This window comes from Streptomyces sp. NPDC057616 (genome assembly GCF_042800575.1).
GTDB lineage: Bacteria > Actinomycetota > Actinomycetes > Streptomycetales > Streptomycetaceae > Streptomyces.
The window spans coordinates 1-18798 of the sequence record NZ_JBHVGU010000020.1 but is presented as its reverse complement, the minus strand read 5'-3'; the positions used below and the strand labels follow the sequence as shown (position 1 = coordinate 18798).

Annotated in this window: 17 protein-coding genes; 5 read left to right on the top strand and 12 right to left on the bottom strand. The window is 73.3% G+C overall.

Going from position 1 to position 18798, the window contains the following annotated elements; all coding sequences use genetic code 11:
• Positions 1 to 56: 56 nt before the first annotated feature.
• Positions 57 to 1556 carry an MFS transporter gene (locus ACFU97_RS24805; RefSeq protein WP_384260268.1) on the bottom strand — a complete coding sequence of 500 codons (1500 nt, stop codon included), beginning with the start codon at positions 1554 to 1556 and terminating at the stop codon, positions 57 to 59.
• Positions 1557 to 1689: 133 nt separating this feature from the next.
• Between ACFU97_RS24805 and ACFU97_RS24800 the strand changes: the two genes are divergently transcribed.
• On the top strand, positions 1690 to 2670 hold the full coding sequence (locus ACFU97_RS24800; protein ID WP_384260266.1) for an Lrp/AsnC family transcriptional regulator: 981 nt from the start codon (positions 1690 to 1692) through the stop codon (positions 2668 to 2670).
• On the opposite strand, the gene ACFU97_RS24795 is transcribed toward ACFU97_RS24800, so the two are convergent.
• The gene (locus ACFU97_RS24795) at positions 2667 to 3539 is read right to left on the bottom strand and encodes a LysR substrate-binding domain-containing protein (RefSeq protein WP_384260264.1); all 873 of its coding nucleotides are present in this window, start codon (positions 3537 to 3539) and stop codon (positions 2667 to 2669) included. The two genes, ACFU97_RS24800 and ACFU97_RS24795, sit on opposite strands and share 4 nt — an antisense overlap.
• 169 nt (positions 3540 to 3708) lie before the next feature.
• Here ACFU97_RS24795 and ACFU97_RS24790 point away from each other — a divergent pair, with 169 nt between their 5' ends.
• On the top strand, positions 3709 to 4749 hold the full coding sequence (locus ACFU97_RS24790; protein ID WP_384260613.1) for a bile acid:sodium symporter family protein: 1041 nt from the start codon (positions 3709 to 3711) through the stop codon (positions 4747 to 4749).
• Here the strand turns inward: ACFU97_RS24790 and ACFU97_RS24785 are convergent.
• The 5 genes from ACFU97_RS24785 to ACFU97_RS24765 all read right to left on the bottom strand — a co-directional run bounded on the left by ACFU97_RS24785 (position 4685) and on the right by ACFU97_RS24765 (position 10039).
• A complete protein-coding gene (locus ACFU97_RS24785; RefSeq protein ID WP_384260261.1) occupies positions 4685 to 5917 on the bottom strand; it encodes a DUF4185 domain-containing protein in 1233 nt (410 codons plus the stop codon). The two genes, ACFU97_RS24790 and ACFU97_RS24785, sit on opposite strands and share 65 nt — an antisense overlap.
• 10 nt (positions 5918 to 5927) lie before the next feature.
• On the bottom strand, positions 5928 to 7793 hold the full coding sequence (locus ACFU97_RS24780) for an exo-alpha-sialidase (protein ID WP_384260259.1): 1866 nt from the start codon (positions 7791 to 7793) through the stop codon (positions 5928 to 5930).
• A 106-nt stretch (positions 7794 to 7899) separates the two neighbouring features.
• Entirely contained in the window at positions 7900 to 8676 is a 777-nt protein-coding gene (locus tag ACFU97_RS24775) for a collagen-like protein (protein ID WP_384260257.1), read from the bottom strand.
• Positions 8673 to 8945, bottom strand: a complete 273-nt coding sequence (locus ACFU97_RS24770; protein ID WP_384260255.1) for a hypothetical protein — start codon at positions 8943 to 8945, stop codon at positions 8673 to 8675. The genes ACFU97_RS24775 and ACFU97_RS24770 overlap by 4 nt, the downstream gene beginning before the upstream one ends.
• Before the next feature lie 176 nt (positions 8946 to 9121).
• On the bottom strand, positions 9122 to 10039 hold the full coding sequence (locus tag ACFU97_RS24765; RefSeq protein ID WP_384260253.1) for a zinc-binding alcohol dehydrogenase family protein: 918 nt from the start codon (positions 10037 to 10039) through the stop codon (positions 9122 to 9124).
• 113 nt (positions 10040 to 10152) lie between these two features.
• Between ACFU97_RS24765 and ACFU97_RS24760 the strand changes: the two genes are divergently transcribed.
• Positions 10153 to 10620 carry a MarR family winged helix-turn-helix transcriptional regulator gene (locus tag ACFU97_RS24760; protein WP_384260252.1) on the top strand — a complete coding sequence of 156 codons (468 nt, stop codon included), beginning with the start codon at positions 10153 to 10155 and terminating at the stop codon, positions 10618 to 10620.
• A gap of 19 nt (positions 10621 to 10639) precedes the next feature.
• Positions 10640 to 11164 (top strand): isochorismatase family protein, encoded by a 525-nt coding sequence (locus ACFU97_RS24755; protein ID WP_384260249.1) that lies wholly within the window; start codon positions 10640 to 10642, stop codon positions 11162 to 11164.
• Between the two features lie 375 nt (positions 11165 to 11539).
• Here ACFU97_RS24755 and ACFU97_RS24750 read toward each other — a convergent pair whose 3' ends face one another.
• On the bottom strand, positions 11540 to 12259 hold the full coding sequence (locus tag ACFU97_RS24750) for an SDR family oxidoreductase (RefSeq protein WP_384260247.1): 720 nt from the start codon (positions 12257 to 12259) through the stop codon (positions 11540 to 11542).
• Positions 12260 to 12377: 118 nt separating this feature from the next.
• Between ACFU97_RS24750 and ACFU97_RS24745 the strand changes: the two genes are divergently transcribed.
• Positions 12378 to 13193 carry a LysR family transcriptional regulator gene (locus ACFU97_RS24745; protein ID WP_384260245.1) on the top strand — a complete coding sequence of 272 codons (816 nt, stop codon included), beginning with the start codon at positions 12378 to 12380 and terminating at the stop codon, positions 13191 to 13193.
• A 71-nt stretch (positions 13194 to 13264) separates the two neighbouring features.
• On the opposite strand, the gene fdhD is transcribed toward ACFU97_RS24745, so the two are convergent.
• The 4 genes from fdhD to ACFU97_RS24725 are packed head-to-tail and all read right to left on the bottom strand — an operon-like array spanning position 13265 to position 18726.
• Positions 13265 to 14113, bottom strand: a complete 849-nt coding sequence (gene fdhD, locus ACFU97_RS24740) for a formate dehydrogenase accessory sulfurtransferase FdhD (protein ID WP_384260242.1) — start codon at positions 14111 to 14113, stop codon at positions 13265 to 13267.
• An 8-nt stretch (positions 14114 to 14121) separates the two neighbouring features.
• A complete protein-coding gene (locus tag ACFU97_RS24735) occupies positions 14122 to 14982 on the bottom strand; it encodes a 2Fe-2S iron-sulfur cluster-binding protein (RefSeq protein ID WP_384260240.1) in 861 nt (286 codons plus the stop codon).
• Complete coding sequence (locus tag ACFU97_RS24730) at positions 14979 to 16802, bottom strand: NADH-ubiquinone oxidoreductase-F iron-sulfur binding region domain-containing protein (RefSeq protein WP_384260237.1); 1824 nt, start codon at positions 16800 to 16802, stop codon at positions 14979 to 14981. The genes ACFU97_RS24735 and ACFU97_RS24730 overlap by 4 nt, the downstream gene beginning before the upstream one ends.
• A 4-nt stretch (positions 16803 to 16806) precedes the next feature.
• The gene (locus ACFU97_RS24725) at positions 16807 to 18726 is read right to left on the bottom strand and encodes a molybdopterin oxidoreductase family protein (protein ID WP_384260235.1); all 1920 of its coding nucleotides are present in this window, start codon (positions 18724 to 18726) and stop codon (positions 16807 to 16809) included.
• Positions 18727 to 18798 lie beyond the last annotated feature (72 nt).

The window sequence follows — 18798 nt, the reverse complement described above, 5'->3', positions numbered from 1 at the left end:
AATCTCCACCGAATCTGTACGACTGAACTACCGCCCTTGACCGCTGGTCAACGACCTCACCGGCGCGGTGGGGCCGTCTCCTGAGTCAGCGTACGCGGGGCGGAATTCGTCACTCCGGTTCGGTCGCCGCGGGGCGTCCGGACCAGCGTCACGACCAGTGCCCCGGCGACCGTCGCCGTCAGCCCGGCCACCGCCGCCGCGGTGCTCAGACCCGACGCGAACGCCGCCCGCAACGTGTGCTCGGGGAAGGAGCCCCGCAGCGCGCCCGCCGCGCCGCCCGCCAGGGCGTGGGCCGCGCCGTGCGGCAGTGTGTCGTTCATCCGTGAGGTCACCACCGTGCCGTAGACCGCGATGCCGAGTGCGTACCCGAGCTGCCGGAACGTATTCACCGCGCCGCCCGCCATCCCGGACCGCTCCGGCGGCACGGCGGCCAGCGCGGCGCCCGCGATGCCGGGCGAGACCAGTCCCGTGCCGACGCCCACCAGGATCAGCCCCGGCACCAGCGCGGACGCCGTCGAGCCCGCGTCCAGCCCGGTCATGCAGAACTGGCCCGTGCCGATCAGCAGCAGCCCGCCGCCGACGGTGATCCGCGCCGGCACCCCGTGCAGCAGCCGGCCGCCGGCCGCCGCCACCGCGAACGACGACAGCGACAGCCACAGGAAGACCAGCCCGCCGCGCACCGGGCTCATCCCGAGCAGCGTCTGCAGCCAGATCGAGTCGTACGCCATGAGGCTGAACGCCGCCGCGTTGAAGGCGAGCGCGCCCACCATGACGCCCGAGAAGGCGGGCCTGAGGAACAGCCGGGGGTCCAGCAGCGGGTCGCTGCCGCGCCGCTCGACCGCGAGGAAGCACACCAGCGCCACGACGGCCGCCGCGAAGGTGAGCAGGGTGCCCGACTCGCCCCAGCCGCGCTGCCCGGCCCGCACCGCCCCGTACGTCAGCGCGCCGGCGAACGCGGCGAACGTCACCGTGCCCGCCCAGTCCACCCGCCGCTCGCGCGAGCCGTGCGACTCCGGCACGACCTTCAGCGTCAGCCACACCGCGACCACGCTCACCGGCAGGTTGACGTAGAAGATCCACCGCCAGCCCGGCCCGTCGGTCAGCAGTCCGCCGACCACCGGGCCCACCGCCGCGGCGGCGCCGCTGACCGCGCCCCACACGCCGAGCGCGACCGACCGCCGCCGGCCCTGGTAGACGGAGCCGAGCAGCGGCAGCGTGGTCGCGAACATCGCCGCCGCGCCGAGCCCCTGCACCGCGCGCGAGGCCACCAGCATCCCCGGCCCGCTCGCGAGGCCGCACAGCAGCGAGGCGCCCGCGAACACCACCACACCCACGACGTGCACCCGCCGCCGGCCCAGGATGTCCGCCGCGGCTCCTATGCCGAGCAGCAGGGCGGCCAGCGCCAGCGCGTACCCGTCCATCACCCACTGCAGATCGCTCAGCGACGCCCCCAGCGACCTCGCCATGTCCGGCAGCGCGACCACCGCGATCGTCACGTCCAGCAACAACATGAACGTGCCCAGGCACACGGCCGTGAGCGTCCCCCATGTACGCATGTCCTCAACTCCTCGTCGATCTCCGCCGGTGCGTGGTGCACCGGCGGCGCAGGTCTCCGTACGATGGGCGCCGAGCGGCCGATCACAGTGGTACGGGGCCGACCGGTGACGGAATCCGACGGGAGTGGCCGTGATGGAGATGGAATCCGACGTCCTCGACCGACTCGACCTGCAACTGCTGAACGCGCTGGAGATCAACGGCCGCGCCTCCTTCAGCCGGCTCGCCGCGGTGCTCGGCGTCTCCGACCAGACCGTCGCGCGCCGCTACCGGCGGCTGTGCGCGCAGGGCGGCCTGCGGGTCGTCGCGGTCCGGGACGCCGACGCCCTCGGGCAGGACCAGTGGACGCTGCGGCTGCGCTGCGTCCCGGACAGCGCCCAGACCATCGCGGAGGCGCTCGCCAAGCGGCCCGACACCAACTGGGTCGGGCTCGCCTCCGGCGGCACCGAGATCGTCCTCGGCACCCGGCCGCGCAGCCCGGGCGACCGCGACGACCTGCTGCTCGGCAAGCTGCCGCGCACCCCGCGCGTCCTGGAGATCCGCGCCCACCAGCTGCTGCACCGCTTCTACGGCGGCCCGAGCGGCTGGCTGCACAAGTTCGAGGCGATCACCCCGGACCAGATCGAGGCCCTCACCCCGGACCCGGTGCCCGACCCGGGCCCCGCCCGCATCGACCCGGAGGACGAGCCCCTGCTCGCGGTGCTGGAGCGCGACGGCCGCGCCACGTATCCCGAACTGCAGCGCGCCACCGGCCGTTCCGAGTCCTCCGTCAAGCGCCGCCTCGGCACCCTGCTCGCCTCCGGCGCGGTCTACCTGGACGTCGAGTACCACTCCGAGGCCATCGGCTACCCGGTGGCCGCGGCGCTCTGGCTCACCACGACCCCCGCGGCGCTGCACTCCGTGGGGGAGGCGCTCGCCACGCACGACCAGATCGCCCATGCGGCCGCCACCGCGGGCCCGACCAACCTCACCGCGACGGCGGTGCTGCGCAGCACCGCGGAGCTGTACGCCTACCTCAGCGGTCCGCTCGGCCGGCTGGAGGGCGTCCAGCACGTGGAGGCCACACCCTTCCTGCGGCGGGTGAAGCAGCTGACGTACCGGCCCCGGCCCCGCTAACCGCTGCGTCTGCGCTGCAACCTGTCGCCGCCCGCCAGGATCGTCGCCGCCAGGGCGTCCGCCGCCTCCTGGGCCGTGCTGTGGCGGTGGCCGTGGACCAGGACGAAGTCGACGCGGCCGAGTTCGGGCAGGCCCAGGCGGTCGGGCAGGCGGACCAGGCCCGGCGGGATCAGGCCGCGGGAGTGGGCCATGACGCCGAGGCCCGCGCGGGCCGCCGCGATCAACGCGCTGAGGCTGCCGCTGGTGCAGGCGATGCGCCAGGGCCGGCCCTCGCGCTCCAGGGACTCCAGGGCGACCGCCCGCGTGATGCCGGGCGGCGGGAAGACGATCAGCGGCACCGGGCGGTCCGCCTCCAGCCGCAGCCGATCCGCGCCGATCCACACCAGCTCGTCGTGCCAGACCAGATCGCCGCGCCGGTCCTCGGGCCGCCGCTTGGCCAGCACCAGGTCGAGCTTCCCTGCCGCCAGCTGCTCGTGGAGCGTGCCCGACAGCTCGACCGTCAGCTCCAGGTCCACCTCGGGGTGGTCGTAGCGGAAGCCCTCCAGGATCTCCGGCAGGCGGGTCAGCACGAAGTCCTCCGAGGCGCCGAAGCGCAGCCGGCCGCGCAGCCGGGTACCCGTGAAGAACGCCGCCGCCTGCTCCTGCACCTCGAGGATGCGCCGGGCGAACCCGAGCATCGCCTCGCCGTCCTCGGTGAGCTCCACGGAGTGGGTGTCGCGGGAGAACAGCTGGCGCCCGGTGGCGTCCTCGAGCCGCCGTACGTGCTGGCTGACCGTCGACTGGCGCAGCCCGAGCCGCCGGGCGGCCTGCGTGAAGCTCAGGGTCTGGGCGACCGCCAGGAAGGTGCGCAGGTGGGAGGGGTCGTACATGAGGACCACCGTAGCCGGTCATCATGAATCGCAATGACAGTCAGAGCGGTATGACGGATTCCCGATCAGCCGCCGGAGGAGGACGATGGACGGGGACCCTCCGGCCCCGGGACCGAGGACACAGACCAGCAAGTGGAGCACCGTGAAACGCCTGCAATGGCCGAGTTGGATGCCGATCGACCCGTACATCCTGCTGCTGCTCGGGACGGTGGGGCTCGCGGCCCGGCTGCCGGCGCGCGGGACGGGGGCGGACGTCGCCTCGGGCGCCTCCACGGCCGCGATCGCGTTCCTCTTCTTCCTGTACGGCGCCCGGCTGTCCACCCGTGAGGCGCTGGACGGGCTCAAGCACTGGCGGCTGCACACCACGGTCCTCGCCTGCACGTTCCTGGTCTTCCCGCTGCTGGGCCTGGCCGCCCGCGGCCTCGTCCCGGTCCTGCTGACCCAGCCGCTCTACCAGGGCCTGCTCTTCCTCACGCTCGTGCCGTCGACCATCCAGTCGTCGATCGCGTTCACCTCGATCGCCCGCGGCAACGTGCCCGCGGCGATCTGCGCGGGCTCCTTCTCCTCCCTCGTCGGCATCGTCGTCACACCGCTCCTCGCGGCCGCGGTGCTCGGCAGCAGCGCGGGCGGGTTCTCCGCCGACTCGCTGGTGCAGATCGTGCTCCAGCTGCTGGTGCCGTTCGTCGCGGGGCAGGTGCTGCGCCCGTGGATCGGCGGCTTCATCGCCCGCCACAAGAAGGTCCTCGGCCTGGTCGACCGCGGCTCCATCCTGCTCGTCGTCTACACCGCGTTCAGCGAGGGCATGGTCAAGGGCATCTGGCACCAGGTCAGCCCGGTCCGGCTCGGCGGCCTGCTGGTCGTGGAGGCCGTGCTGCTCGCCGTGATGCTGGCCCTGACCTGGTACGGCGCGAAGGCGCTGCGCTTCGGCCGCGAGGACCGCATCGCCATCCAGTTCGCCGGCTCCAAGAAGTCCCTGGCCTCCGGACTGCCCATGGCGAGCGTCCTGTTCGGCGCCCACGCCTCGCTCGCCGTGCTGCCGCTGATGCTCTTCCACCAGATGCAGCTGATGGTGTGCGCGGTGATCGCCAAGCGCCGTGCGCACGACGCGGACGACACGGGCGACACGGGCGGCAGGCCCGCGCCGGTCAGCCCCCGCGCGTCAGCCGGACCGTCACGAACCGCGGTCGGTACAGGGTCACGTTCGCATTGATGCTCGCCGAGGCGCCGGTCGTGGCCAGCGCGTTGACGTCGTAGCTGAGCACCAGCCGCCCCTCGCCGCCCGCGCCGGAGGCGCTGTCGGATACAGCGGGGTGGACCTGCGGGTTGTACGCGGCGACCCCCGCCGTCGGCAGCGAGGGGCTGAAGTCCTTCACCGGGCCGTGCCACGGCCCGGCGGGGGAGCAGGACCAGTACGAGGTCACGGTGGTCAGGGCCGCCGTCCCCGAGGCCATGGTGAACAGCACGTACGTGCCGTCCACATGTGCCACCGAGAAGGCGCTGCCCACCTTCGCGCCGCGCAGGGGCCGCGGTCTCAGGCCCCAGCCGGAGCCGGTCCAGTACCGCCATGCCGCCGGGTCCCCGAGCCGCCCGTCGGGCACCCGCGCCACGTACGCCGACGAGGCCGGCCGGGACGCGGCCTGGCCGTCGTCGCCGCCGAACACGTACGTCCAGCCGTCCTTCCCGACCAGCGTGGTGCCGAACAGGACCCGCCGGGAGGGATCGGGGACCAGGCTCTGGTCGAGCACCTTCACCACCGACTCGACCCGCAGGCCGGGCAGCGACAGGGTCGCGACCTCGGTGGCGGTGGGCACCCCGTAGATCCACGGCGACTGGCCCGCCGTCCGCACCCACAGCAGCACCCGTACGACCTTCTCGGCGGAGCCGGGGGAGCGGGGCTCGACGCGGGCGGCGACGGGCCAGCGCCACTGCTCCGGAGCGGGGTCCGGGAAGAGCGGGGCGGGCAGCGTGGTCCTCAGCCGGTCCCCGGCGTCCATCACCACGGCCGAGTTGCGCACCAGCGGTGCCGTCCGGTCCCGCCAGGCGTACGACTCGCCGACGGGGTTGGGCGGGCCGTGCACCCGGCCGAGATAGGTGTCCGAGAACAGCCACAGCACCCGGCCGTCGGGCAGCCGCACCGAGTGGGTGCCGTCGCCGCCGGTCCAGTCGTCGGTGCGGGTGGCGTCGTCGCCGTAGCGGGCGAACTCGCCGGTGAGCCGGCGGTCGGCCGACCACGAGGCGACCTTGTGCGGCGCGCAGCCGCCGCCCTCCCGGCCCCGGTGGTCCGGGAGGGCGGTGAGCAGCACGGCCCCGAGAACCAGGGCCAGCAGCAGGCCGAGCCCGGTTCCCGTCCGCTGTCGTGCTCGTGCGTCCTCGGGCACGCACGGGACGTTAGTGGCTGCCGCTCACCCGGTCCATGGGCAGCCACAGCACGGTGTCCTTCGGCGAGGCGGCGCGGCCGGCGAGCTCCTCGTCGCTCAGGGCCCGGTCCCACACATGGACCTCGTCGATCGCGCCGGTGAAGAACGCCCGGCTGTCCATGCGCTGCCCGATGTGCACGCCGAACGGCGAGTTGCGGCTGACCGACCCCGGTACGTCCGCGGTCGAGGTCTGCACGCCGTCGACCGCCAGGGTCAGCCGCCCGCCGCCGCGGCGCAGCGTCAGACGGTGCCACTGCCCGTCGTTGTAGGCACCGTCTGTGCGCACGGACGCAGACCGCGGGGCCGCCGCGCCGTCGCGCACGGTGATCAGGCCCTGGATGCGGTTGCTCGCGGGCTCGCCGCGCAGCCACACCTGCGGCTGCGTGGTGCCGATCCCGCCCATCCACAGCAGCGGCTGCTCACCGGTCGTGGCGATGTAGCGGAACCACAGCGACACGGTGAAGTCCTTCGTTCCCAGCGGGAGTTCGTCGCGATACGGCAGGCGTACGGCGTCGTCGGCACCGTCGAACTCCAGCGCCTGCCCGAACACGCCGTCCGTCGTCGCGGCGCCGCCGAGCACGGCCGCGGGACGCGCGTGCCGGGCGAGGTCGGCGGTGGTGGGGTCCGGGCCGCGGCGCGGCCGCAGCCAGTCCTCGTCGAAGCGCGCGAAGCGGATCTCGTCCCGCGCGTCGACGGCGCCGCCCTCGTACATCAGCCCCACCGTGTCCCGGCCGATGCGCGCCATGTCCGAGTAGCCCGACCAGTCCGTGGTGACGACCGTGCCGCGGTCCACGCTGTCCCAGGTGCGGCCGCCGTCGTAGGAGGAGCGGATCATCATGGTCCGGCGGCGGTCGGGGTCGCCGGGGCAGGCCAGCAGGATGCGGTCGCCGAGGCGGAGCATCGACCCCTGCACCTGGGGCGCGTAGAGGTCCGGGAGGTCGCGGAAGGGCGCCGTGAAGCTGTCGCCGCCGTCGCGGCTGACCGCCTGGGTGCGGTGGCCCAGGTCGGTCCCGTCCGTCTCACGGCCGCTGACCAGGATCGAGCCGTCGGTGCGCTCGGTGAGCGTCGTCTCGGACGGCTTCTGCCGGAAGGTGCCGTCGTCGGCGATCGGCCAGGAGTCGGTGGCGCCGATCCGCCAGTGGTCGCCGCCGTCGTCGCTGACGATCAGGGCCGCGTGGTTGGCGGTGACCCGACTGCCGTTCCACGTCTCGGTGTTGACGCCGAAGACCAGCCGGCCTGCGTGTTCGCCGCGGGTGAGCTGGATGCCGTGCACGGGGCCGGTGGCGTACCAGGAGTTCCAGTCGGCGGGCAGGATCTCGGAGCTGAGGTCGCGCGGCGCGGACCAGGTGACACCGTCGTCGTCGCTGTACTGCAGATGCGGGGTGCGGTCGCACGGGACCGAGCAACTGGCGCTGTCCGTACGGCCGGTGTTGTACGTCTCGGCGAGCAGGATGCGGCCGGTCCCGCGGTCGACGATCGGCGCCGGGTTGCCGTGTGTGTCGCCGCCGCCGTCGCTGACGACCTGGAGCGGGCCCCAGGTGCGGCCGCCGTCCGTGGAGCGCTTGAGGACGATGTCGATGTCGGCGGCGTCCCCGCAGTTGAGGACGCGGCCCTCGGCGAAGGCCAGCAGCGTGCCGTCGTCGGTCCGCACGATCGCCGGTATGCGGAAGCACGCGTAGCCGGGGTCCTGGGCGGCCTTGAAGATGATCTGCTGCTCGAACACGGGCGTCCCGGCGGGGGATTGGGCGTGCGCGGGGCTCGGGAGCGCGGCCACCCCCAGCAGGACGGCGACCGCGGTGACGACGGATCTCAGACGTGAGCGAAGACGTGACGGCATGGTGCGAACCTGCCCTTCAGAGGTCTGGACATCTGGACATCCCACGTCCAACGTCCGTGTCACCGAGGCTAGTTGTGGTCTCCCGGGCCCCACAAGAACCGTGCGCCTAATCGGTGTGCTCGCGGCGGCGCAGCACGGCCGGCAGGACGGGAAGCACGGCCGCGGGCCCGGGACTCGGCGACGGCCCGCCCGCCGCGCCCGACCTGCGGCAGACGAGGGCGTCCGGATCGCCGGCGGGGATCTGGAGGGTGTAGCCGTCCGGGCAGGCCGGCCCCGGGTCGCCCTTGGGGCCGGTGTCGCCCCTGGGTCCCTGCGGACCCTGGACACCCCGGGTGCCGTCGGTCCCGGAACTGCCCGCGGGTCCGGTGGCGCCGTCGGCCCCGGGTGCTCCGGGGTCGCCGGGCGGACCCGTCGGGCCCGGCGAACCCTCCGGTCCCTCCTGCCCCTTGGGGCCCTCGGGCCCTTCGGGTCCGGGCGGTCCGGACGGGCCGGGCTCGCCGCGAGGGCCCGTCGAGCCGGAGGCGCCGGGCTCGCCGCCCGCGCCCCGGTCGCCCTTGTCGCCCTTCTGTCCGGGGGCGCCGGGCAGGGGTGCGGGCACCCGGATCCGGTCGATCAGGCCGTCGACCGCCTCGGACGGGTCGGGTGCCGCCGGGGTGCCGCCGCCGGCCCGGACCTGGGCGCGCAGCGCGCGGACGTCCTGGGCCAGCGTGGACACGGCCTGGCCGCGGCGGTCGGCCTCGGCCTGCATCTGGTCGGCGCGGCGGTTCCCGGCGTCGATGCGCGCCCAGAGGATCACGGCCACTCCGGACAACGCGACCAGTACGCACACCAGGAAGACGCTGCGCCAGCGTGCGGCGAGCAGCCGCTCGAAACGGGACCTCACGGGGCACCTCCGAGCCGGTGGATGTCGAGTCTGAGCCGCGCGATCTCCGACTGATCGGCGGCGTGCAGCGAGGACAACTCGCTGATGCGCGTCTCCCGTTCGGCCACCTGGCGTTCGAGACGGTCGCGCTCGGACTGGAGTTTCTCCGTCAGGCTGGAGTAGCCGCTGAGCGCGTTCTCCCCACGTTTGCCGAGATAGGCCACGGCGGCGGCGCCCAGCACGCCCGCGGCCGCCAGTAACGAGCCGAGCAGGGTGGTGCCGGCATCCAAGTCATTGCCTCCCACTTGGACGACGGGCCGCATCGGGCGCGGCCCGCGTAATTCATCCACAAGTCGCATAACTCATCGACAAGTAACGAGCCGCGCGCCGCAGGGGTGTGTGAAGCCGGAGGACTACGCCGGATGGGTGGTGTGGGGGTGCCCACGTGGACGCATAGATGCAGATTTCACGGCCGGAGCACCACTTTGCCCCGGTTGGTGCGCGACTCGATCACCGCGTGTGCCCGTGCCGCGTCCTCCAGTGCGAACTCGCCGTGCACGGCGGGCCGGAGAGCTCCTTCCGCGAACAGGCGCCACAGCTCCTGCCGCCATCGCCCGTACAACTCCGGCTCGTCCCGCGCGATCCGCGCCATCTGGAAGCCGATCACCGACTTGGCGCCCACGAGCAGGTCGTACGCCTGGACGGTCCCGCCGCCAGAGCTGTACGCCACCAGCCGTCCGCCGGGCGCGAGCGCGGCGACCGCCGGGGTGAGGAGGTCGCCGCCCACGGCGTCGAGGGCGTAGCCGACGGGCTCGCCCCAGTCCGCGTCGCCGTACGCGACCACTTCGTCGGCGCCGAGGGAGCGGACGAAGTCGGCCTTGTCCGGGTCGGACACGGCGCCCACCACCCGGGCCGCGCCCCGGATGCGCGCCAGCTGCACGGCGAGGTGCCCGACGCCGCTCGCGGCGGCCGTGATCAGCGCGGACTCGCCCGGCTCGGGACGTGCGGCCGTGAGGGCGCCGAGGGCGACCAGGCCGCTTCGCACGAGGGCGACCGCGTCCACGGCCGAGGCGCCGTCCGGGACCGGTGAGGCCATGGCCTCGTGCAGCGGCGCGAAGTCGGCGTAGCCGTGCCCGAAGCTCAGACCGGTCACGCACTCGCCGGTCCGGAAGCGGGTGACGCCCTCGCCGACGGCCACCACCTCGCCGGCGATCTCGCCGCCCAGGGCGATGGGTTCGGCGGCCTCGGTGACCTTGCGGACGACGGGGAGCGTGACGCCCACCGCCTCGCAGCGGACGAGGAGTTCGCCGGGGGCGGGTTCGGGGACGGGGACGTCCTCGAGGAACAGGGGGCCGCCCGGGGCTTCGTAGCGGACGCGGCGCATGGCACCTCCACGGGGCGTCGGGACGCGTTGGGACTCCCGACGGGATCGTTGGGAGGCCCAACGATATCCATCGTTCATTGGGAAGTCCAACGACTTCTCGCTACGCTGTCGCCATGCCCGAAACGCCCCGGTCCGCAGCGCCCGCCTCCGAAGCCCCCCTCGCCGCTATCCGCTCCCTGCCCAGCTGGCTGCTCGGCCGTGCCGCCGCCCGCGGCCGGGCCCTGGTGGCCGAGGCGCTCGCGGCCGAGGGGCTGAAGATGTGGCACCACGTGGTGCTCTCCGCCGTCCGCGACCTCGCGCCCGTCGCCCAGGCCGACCTCGGCCGCGGTGTGCGGCTCGACCCCAAGGACCTGGTCGGCGTCCTCAACGACCTCCAGGGCGCCGGGCTGGTCGTGCGCGAGCCGGACCCCAGGGACCGCCGCAAGAACGCGGTGTCCCTCACCGGGGAGGGGGCGCGGCTGCTGAAACGCTGCGAGCGGGCGGCGCGCGCGGCCAACGACGAGCTGCTCGCTCCGCTCTCGGCGGCCGAACGTGACCAGTTCACGGCCTTGTTGATCCGGATCTCGGGCACGGAGGGCTGACGGCGGATAACGTTCCGTCATGACCGCACCTCTCGCCCTCGACCCCGCGCGCACCGCCCTGGTCCTCGTCGATCTGATGGACCGGATCGTCGCGCTGCCGCTGGAGCCCCACAAGGGGACCGAAGTCCTCTCCGTCGCCCAGGAGTTGGCGGCCGCGTTCCGTGCCGTGGGCGCGCCCGTCGTGCTGATCCGCGTGGAACGCACCGGCGTCGCCGAGCAGCCGCCCGGCAGCGGGCTGGTCGCCGGACTGGCCCGGGACGGCGATCTGGAGATCGTCAAGCGGACCATCGGCGGCTTCCAGGGCACCGACCTGCACGAGCGGCTGCGCGAACACGGCGTACGCACCCTGGTGTTCGGCGGCATCGCCACCAACCTCGGCGTGGAGTCCACCGCCCGCGCCGCCGGCGACCTCGGCTACGACCTGGTCTTCGTCGAGGACGCCATGTCGGCGTTCACCGCGGCCGAGCACGACGCGTCGGTGCGGCTGGACTTTCCGCGGCTGGGGACGGTGGTCGCGGCCGGGGAGGTGCGGTTCGTGGGGTGAGGCACGGGCGCGGCGCGCGGACCCGGCGTCGGTCTCGGAGGCGCCCGCGTCGAAGGCGCCGGCTTCGGACGCGCCCGCCGCAGACTAGCCCGCCTCAGACCGGAGTCGTGCCGGACTCCACCGTCACCACCTTCGTGTTCGGTGTCATCGACGCGTCGGTGCGGCTGGACTTTCCGCGGCTGGGGACGGTGGTCGCGGCCGGGGAGGTGCGGTTCGTGGGGTGAGGCACGGGCGCGGCGCGCGGACCCGGCGTCGGTCTCGGAGGCGCCGGCTTCGGACGCCCGGCGCGCACGCGCCCGCCGTAGACGAGCCTGCCGTAGAGCGTCCGCCGGAGACCAGCCTGCCGTAGACGCGTCCGCCGTAGACGTCTCCGTCTCAGACCAGGGTTCCGCCGCCGTCCACCGTCACTACCGAGCCCGTGCTGTAGCCGCCGCGCATCAGGTACAGGTATGCCTCGGCGACGTCGGCCGGTTCGCCGACCCGGCCCACCGGGAGGGAGCCCGCGGTGGACGCGTACAGGCCCTCGCGATCCGCTTCGGACAGGTCGCGCCACAGCTCGGTGCGGATCACGCCGGGGGAGACGACGTTGACCCTGACCGGGGCGAGTTCCAGGGCCAGGGCGCGGGTGAGCGACTCCATCGCGCCGCACAGGCTCGCCCCGACGGTCGTGCCCGGCAGCGGGCGGCGCCCCGCCGTGCCGGTCGTCAGCACCACCGAGCCGCCGTGCCGGATCGACGGGGCGCCGTGCTTGACGGCCGTGTAGGCGCCCCACAGGCGGGTGTCCAGGAAGCGCCGGGCGCGCCCGAGATCGGACGCGGCGAGGCTCTCCATCAGCAGGGACTCGCCGGCCGTGTAGACGAGGTGGTCGAAACCGCCGACCCGGGCGAAGAAGGCGCGTACGGCCTCCTCGTCGGTCGCGTCCAGGACGTACCCCTCGGCACCCTCCGGCAGCCGCTTCAGCGCCGCGTCCACGCTCTCCTGCCGGCGCGAGGCGACCACCACCTCCGCACCCTCCGCGGCGGCGCCCTCCGCCACCGCCCGTCCGATCCCCGCCGTGCCGCCGATGACGACGATCCGCTGTCCTCGCAGGCTCATGCCGTTCTCCTCACGCGATTGCTTGGCGTCATCCAGCCTGCGTTCGCCGGCGCCCCGCCGTCCAAGACCTCTTTCGGCGGTGGCGATACCCTGAGGGCATCGCCGAAGGAGGGCGCCCATGGACCTCGACCTGCGGAAAGTGCGCTACTTCGTGGCGGTCGCCGAGCTGCTGCACTTCGGCCGGGCGGCCGAGCGGCTGCACATCGCGCAGCCCGTGCTGAGCCGGCAGATCAAGGCACTGGAGAAGGACCTCGGCGCCGCGCTCCTCGAACGCGACAGCCACGGCGTGACGTTGACCGCCGCCGGACACCAACTCCTGGACGACGCCCACCCGTTGCTCGCCGCCGCCGACGCGGCCCGGCGCCGGGTGCGGCGGACCGCCCGGGGCCCGCGCAGGCTCGTGGTGGGCTTTCGCGCGGGAGTCGTCGTCACGCCCGCGCTGCGCGCGTTCGGCGCCGCCCATCCGGACGTCGACGTCCAGGCCCGCCGCGTCGAGTGGGACGACCAGGAGCGGCTGATCCTCGACGGGACCGTCGACCTGGCGTACGTGCGCAGGCCGATCGACGAGCGCGGCCTGAGGCTGCTGCCGCTGTTCACCGAGGCGCGGGTGGCGATGCTGCCCGGCGACCACCGGCTGGCCGGCAAGCAGGAGCTGGCCCTGGCCGACCTGGACGGCGAGGCGTGGCTGCGCTACGCCGACCCCGGCCCCGACGACGTGCCGATCCGCACCGTCGAGGAGAAGTTCGAGCGTGTGGCGGCGGGCACGGGCATCACGCTCGTACCGGTGTCGATCGCCGAGCAGTACTCCCGCCCCGACATCACCTACGTGCCCGTGCCGGACGCCGAGCCCGACCAGGTCTTCCTGGCCTGGGAGACGAGCCGCCGCTCACCGCTGGTCGCGGCGTTCGCGCAGGCGGCGCGCTCCCTGGTCTGAGGCGGGGCCCCTGCGGCGCAGGGGGCGCTCCCCGCCGGTCGGGGCCCCGCCGCCGTGTCGCGGAGAGGCGGTCACGCCTGGGCGGCCGCGGTCCGCAGGGCGATGCGGTCCTCGCCCGCGTACACGTTCATGGAGCTGCCCCGCAGGAATCCCACCAGGGTCAGCCCGGTCTCCGCGGCCAGGTCGACGGCCAGCGAGGACGGTGCCGAGACGGCCGCCAGGACCGGGATCCCGGCCATCACGGCCTTCTGGGCCAGTTCGAAGGAGGCCCGGCCGGAGACCAGCAGGATCGCCCGGGACAGCGGCAGGTCCCCGCTCTGCAGGGCGCGGCCCACCAGCTTGTCGACCGCGTTGTGCCGGCCCACGTCCTCCCGTACGTCCAGCAGCTCGCCGTCCTCGGAGAACAGGGCCGCCGCATGCAGGCCCCCGGTCCGGTCGAAGACCCGCTGGGCCGCCCGCAGCCGGTCGGGGAGGCTCGCGAGCAGCTCGGGCTCGACGCGGACCGGGGGAGTGTCCTCGATCGGCCAGCGGGCCGTCGTACGGACCGCGTCCAGGCTCGCCTTGCCGCACAGGCCGCAGGACGAGGTCGTGTAGACGTTCCGCTCGAGCGTGATGTCGGGGATCGCCACGCCCGGGGTCGTCTTCACGTCGACCACGTTGTACGTGTTCGAGCCGTCCACCGTGGCGCCCGCGCAGTACACGATGTTCTGCAGGTCCTCCTGCTCGGCCAGCACGCCCTCGCTCACCAGGAAGCCCGCGGCCAGGGCGAAGTCGTCGCCCGGGGTGCGCATGGTGATCGCGAGCGGCTTGCCGTTCAGTCTGATCTCCAGCGGTTCCTCGGCGACGAGCGTGTCCGGGCGGGTGGAGATCGCCCCGTCCCGGATGCGGATCACCTTGCGTCGTTCCGTGACTCGTCCCATGTCGTGTCTCAGTCCCGGTTCTGTACGTGCTGGTAGCCGAAGCGGCCCTTGATGCAGAGGTTGCCGTGGGTCACCGGGTTGTCGTGCGGCGAGGTGACCTTCACGATCTCATTGTCCTGCACGTGCAGGGTGAGGTTGCAGCCCACTCCGCAGTACGCGCAGATCGTCGTCGTCTCCGTCTGCGCCGACTCGTCCCACGTACCCGCCGCGCGCATGTCGAACTCCGACTTGAACGACAGCGCCCCCGTGGGGCAGACCTCGATGCAGTTGCCGCAGTACACGCACGCCGAGTCGGTCAGCGGGGCGTCCTGCTCGACCGCGATCCGGGCGTCGAAGCCGCGGCCGGCGACGGAGATCGCGAAGGTGTTCTGCCACTGGTCGCCGCAGGCGTCCACGCACTTGTAGCAGAGGATGCACTTGTCGTAGTCGCGTACGTACAGATCGTTGTCGATCTTCGGCTCCTCGTTCAGGCGGGCCGCGTCCGGGCCGAAGCGGTCCGGCTTCGCCTCGTACTCCTTGATCCATTCGGCGACTTGTGGAGTCGTCGACAAGTCGACCGAGGAGGCGAGGAGTTCGAGGACGATCTTGCGGCTGTGGCGGGCCCGCTCGGTGCCGGTCCGCACCTCCATGCCGGGCTCGGCCCGCCGGGAGCAGGCCGGCACCAGGGTCCGGGAGCCCTCCACCTCGACCACGCAGACGCGGCAGGCGTTCTTGGGCCGCAGCGTGTCGCCCTCGCACAGGGTCGGGATGTCCTTCCCGGAGGCCCGGCAGGCGTCCAGGATCGTCGAGCCCTCGGGAGCGCGGACCGGCTCCCCGTCGATGGTGAACTCCAGCAGCCGGCGCGGGATCCCCAGCGGTGTCACGGTCATTCGTACGCCCCCAGACGGTCGATGGCGGATTCCACGGCGTTCCACGCGGTCTGCCCCAGACCGCAGATCGAGGCGTCGCGCATCGCGCGGCCGACCTCCCGGAGCAGGGCGATGTCGCCGGCCGCGGCCGCGCCCGTGCGCTCCACGATCCGGTGCAGCGCCTCCTCCTGGCGCACGGTCCCGACCCGGCAGGGCACGCACTGCCCGCAGGACTCGTCGCGGAAGAACTCCGCGATGCGCAGCAGCAGCCGGGGCAGCGGGACGGTGTCGTCGAAGGCCAGCACCACGCCCGAGCCGAGCGTGGTGCCCGCCTCGCGGGTGCCTTCGAAGGTGAGCGGGATGTCCCGTTCGTCGGCGCGTACGAAGCCGCCGGCGGCCCCGCCCAGGAGCACCGCCCGCAGCCCTGGGCGCACCCCGGCGAGGTCCAGCAGCTCACCCAGCGTGGCGCCGAACGGCAGCTCGTAGATGCCGGGCCGGTCCACGCTGCCCGAGACGCAGTACAGCTTCGGGCCGGTTGACTTCTCCGTGCCGATCGCCGCGTAGGCCGGCGCGCCCATGGTCAGGATCGGCAGGACGTTGACCAGCGTCTCGACGTTGTTCTCGACCGTGGGCTTGCCGAACAGGCCCTTCTCCACCGGGAAGGGCGGCTTGGAGCGCGGTTCGCCCCGGTAGCCCTCGATGGAGTTGAACAGGGCCGTCTCCTCGCCGCAGATGTAGGCGCCCGCGCCGCGCCGGATCTCGATGTCGAAGGCGTAGCCCTGGCCGAGGACGTCGTCGCCGAGGAAGCCCCGTGCGCGTGCCTGCGCGATCGCGTGCTCCAGACGGCGCAGGGCGCGCGGGTACTCGCCGCGCAGGTACAGGTGGCCCTGGTGCGCGCCGGTCGCGTACGCGGCGATCGTCATCGCCTCGACCAGCGCGTACGGGTCACCCTCCATGATCACGCGGTCCTTGAAGGTGCCCGGCTCCGACTCGTCGGCGTTGCACACCAGGTAGTGGGGGTGGTCGGGCTGCGACGCCGTGGCCTGCCACTTGCGGCCGGTGGGGAAGGCGGCGCCGCCGCGCCCGACCAGGCCGGAGTCGGTGACCTCGCGGATGACTCCGGCGGGACCGAGCTCGAAGGCCCGGCGCAGGGCGGTGTAGCCGCCGTGGGAGCGGTAGTCGTCCAGCGACGACGGGTCCACGACGCCGACGCGGCCGAGCAGGGTCAGCCCGGGGCTTTTGGCCTGGGGCACCGCCATCGCCGCCGGGGGTTCCTCGGGCGCCGAGTCCGGGGAGCTCGCGGCCAGCACGGCCGCGTGGACCGTCGCGGGCGCCGCCACCGCCGTACGCACCGGGTCCCCGGCCTTGATCGCGAGCGCCGCCGGAGCCCGCTCGCACAGGCCGAGGCAGGGGCTGCGCTCGACGTGGACGCCGCTGCCGGGGCCCAGCCGGGCCTGCACGCCCTCGCACAGCTCGGACGCGCCGGCCGCCGCGCACGCGAGGTCGGTGCACACGTGCAGGACGGTGGCCGGGCGCGGCCGCACCGCGAACATGGCGTAGAAGGTGGCCACGCCGTACGCCTCCGCCGGCGGCACGGTCAGCCGCCGGCACAGGTAGTCGAGGGCGCCCTCGCTGATCCAGCCGACCCGGTCGTTGATCGCGTGCAGCCCCGGCAGCAGCAGGTCGCGCCGGTCCCGGGCCTCGCGGCCGCCACGCGCCCACCTGAGGTCGGCGTCGGACCGGTCGGCGCCCTCCCAGGAGGACTCCGGAGGGCCGAGCAGTGCGTCCACCGCCGCCCGCTCCTCGTCCGTCGGCTTGCTGTCGCCGAAGTGCAGATCCACCAGGTCACCTCACGATGGTCGCGACGGGAAGCTTCTCGATCCGGATGGCCGACGCCTTGAACTCCGCCGTGCCGGCGATCGGGCAGTTCGCCTCGATCGTCAGGCTGTTGGTGTCCACCTCGTCGGGGAAGTGCATGGTCATGAAGGCCAGTCCGGGCCGCAGCGCCGGATCGACCCACACCGGGGCCACGACCGCGCCCCGCCGGGAGGAGACCTGGACCTCCTCGCCCACCACGACCCCGTACCGCTCGGCGTCCTCGGGGCTCAGCTCGACGTACTCGCCGCGCCGCAGCGGGGAGGCGAAACCGCCGCTCTGCACACCGGTGTTGTAGGAGTCCAGACGCCGGCCGGTGGTCAGCCGGAGCGGGTACTCCTCGTCCGTGAGGTCGACGGGCGGATCGTGCTGGACGAGCCCGAACGGCGCCGCCGCTCCCCGCCGTTGCGGGTCCTTCTCCCACAACCTGCCGTGCAGATAGGTCGGTTCGAGCGCGTCGGTGCTCGGGCAGGGCCACTGGATGCCCTGATGTTCCTCCAGCCGGTCGTACGTCATGCCGTAGTGGTCGGGGGAGACGGACCTGAGCTCGTTCCAGACGGCCTCGGAGTCGGCGTACTTCCAGTCGTGGCCAAGACGTGCGGCGATCTCGCACATGATGTCGACGTCCTCGCGGGCCTCGCCGGGCGGGTCGACCGCCTTGCGCACCCGCTGCACCCGCCGCTCGCTGCTGGTGGTGGTGCCGTCGGTCTCCGCCCAGCCCGCGGTCGCGGGCAGCACGACGTCGGCGAGCTCGGCCGTCTTCGTGAGGAAGATGTCCTGGACGACGAGGAAGTCGAGCTGCCGCATCCGGCGTACCGCCTGCTCGCTGTCGGCCTCCGACTGCGCCGGGTTCTCGCCGATGCAGTAGACCCCCCGCACCGAGCCGTCCTCCATGGCCTCGAACATCTCCGTCAGGTTCAGCCCGTAGTGGGGCGGGATGACGGTGTCCCAGGCCGACTCGAACTTCAGCCGGGTGTCGGGGTCGAGGATGTCCTGGAAGCCGGGCAGGCGGTTGGGGATCGCGCCCATGTCGCCGCCGCCCTGCACGTTGTTCTGGCCGCGCAGGGGCTGCAACCCGGCGCCGTAGCGCCCCACTTGACCGGTCAGCAGGGAGAGGTTGATCAGCGCGCGGACGTTGTCCGTGCCGTTGTGGTGCTCGGTGATGCCGAGGGTCCAGCACAACTGGGCGCGCTCGGCGCGGGCGTAGGCGTGCGCCAGCTCCTTGATGGCCTTGGCCGGTACGCCCGTCACCTTCTCGGCGAGGGACAGCGTCCACGGTTCGACGAGCTTCCTGTACTCCTCGTAGCCGGTGGTGGCCCGCTCGATGAACGCCTCGTTGGCCAGGCCCGCGTGGATGATCTCGCGGGCGATGGCGTGCGCCATCGGGATGTCGGTGCCGACGTTGAGGCCGAGCCAGCTCTCCGCCCACTCGGCGGTGGAGGTGCGGCGCGGGTCGACGGCGTACATCCGGGCGCCGTTCCTGATCCCCTTGAGCACGTGCTGGAAGAAGATCGGGTGCGCGAAGCGGGCGTTGGAGCCCCACATCACGATGACGTCCGTGTGCTCGATCTCCTCGTAGGAGGAGGTTCCGCCGCCCGAGCCGAACGCCGCCGAGAGGCCGGCGACGCTCGGTGCGTGGCAGGTGCGGTTGCAGGAGTCGACGTTGTTGGTGCCCATGACGACCCGCGCGAACTTCTGCGCCACGTAGTTCATCTCGTTGGTCGCGCGGGCGCAGGCGAACATGCCGAACGCGCCTCGGTTGCGCTGCAGGCCCCGCGCGACCCGGTCCAGGGCCTCGTCCCAGGTGGCCCGCCGCAGCGGCTCGTCGCGGGAGTCCCGGACGAGGGGATGGGTCAGTCGGGCGTAGGTCTTCGGTTGCCGCTTGCTCATACGGGACTCCTCATGCGGCGCTCCTCAGCGCGAGCAGGTCCGAGATGGCGTGCACGGTGCGCAGGGTGGGCA